The sequence below is a fragment of the Acinetobacter sp. ABJ_C5_2 genome (assembly GCF_044538485.1).
GTDB lineage: Bacteria > Pseudomonadota > Gammaproteobacteria > Pseudomonadales > Moraxellaceae > Acinetobacter > Acinetobacter nosocomialis_A.
Genome location: NZ_JBIUCS010000087.1, coordinates 1 through 995, shown reverse-complemented (window position 1 = coordinate 995; position 995 = coordinate 1). Strand labels below are relative to the sequence as shown.

Genomic DNA, 995 nt, shown 5'->3' with positions numbered 1-995 from the left:
AATTAATAGTTATAATTACAAATATATCATTTATTAGAGAAGTATAATGTCTTTTAAAACTAAAATTCATCTTTGGTTAGGATTAACTGAGATAAATGAACAAGAGTATTGGTGTTATTTTGATGATTCCAAAGAATTACCAAAATTTTGTAAAGAGGTAGGCTTGGATTGGCTAGATCAGGACTTTATGGGATATTATTTTGATAAAGAATTAGATGACTTGAAGTTTATTATTGAAGAAACCCCAGATCCTGATCATCATGAAAAGATAATAAAAGACTGTTTGAAAAAAGGTATTAATAAAGCTAATGCTATGTTTTATTATTGGGGGGGTGATCCAATTAAAGTGAGTAGAGATAAAAAATATAATACACTCACTTATATTGGGGAGTATGAATGGAGTTAATTTATTGTTGAGTATAATAAATTCTAATTCTATTTGATACTCACTTGTTAGTGAAAATTTAATATAGGGTGAGTTATATTGAATATTTAGTTAATAAAGAAATTCTTATATATTTTGAAGGGGAAGGATAAGCGGTAGATTGTTAAATCGCAAGTAAAGATGAGATGTAGACAAATAGATCAACTGGCAAAGTGTCATGTAATCAGCATTGAAAATGTATTAAAATACAGAAAGAAGCTATTTTACCTAAATTATCAATAAATGATACGAGAAAATGCTATGCTTGAACTAATTTTTTTACCAATTAATACAGAATTTGGAATACTTTCATCACGTACAGACTTTTGGCTAAATGAGTTTAAATTTAATCCTCATGGTAATAACTTAGAAATTAACTTAATATATAGTCAAATTAAAATAAATGAAAGAGATGAAAAAATTAAAACTACTAAATTATTTTCAATAATTTTAACTAATGTAAATAATTTTAAGATGTTTCAATATGATGAATTTGAGCATTTATATTCTGATAAATCTAACTCTAATTTCGATTGTGCAAATTATGATAAAAATGGATTAAATATATACT

The 995-nt window shown here is 25.0% G+C and carries 2 protein-coding genes; both read left to right on the top strand.

The window, feature by feature from the left end; all coding sequences use genetic code 11:
• Positions 1-46: 46 nt before the first annotated feature.
• Positions 47-406, top strand: coding sequence for an immunity 22 family protein (locus ACH8JV_RS19470; protein WP_396523288.1), 360 nt, complete (start codon positions 47-49; stop codon positions 404-406).
• 279 nt (positions 407-685) lie between these two features.
• Positions 686-995 (top strand): hypothetical protein (locus tag ACH8JV_RS19465; protein WP_396523286.1); only part of this gene is annotated, 310 nt, incomplete at its 3' end.

Excerpts from the sequence above, each read along its gene's own strand:
- ACH8JV_RS19470 (WP_396523288.1), top strand. The coding sequence starts at position 47 with ATGTCTTTTAAAACTAAAATTCATCTTTGGTTAGGATTAACTGAGATA.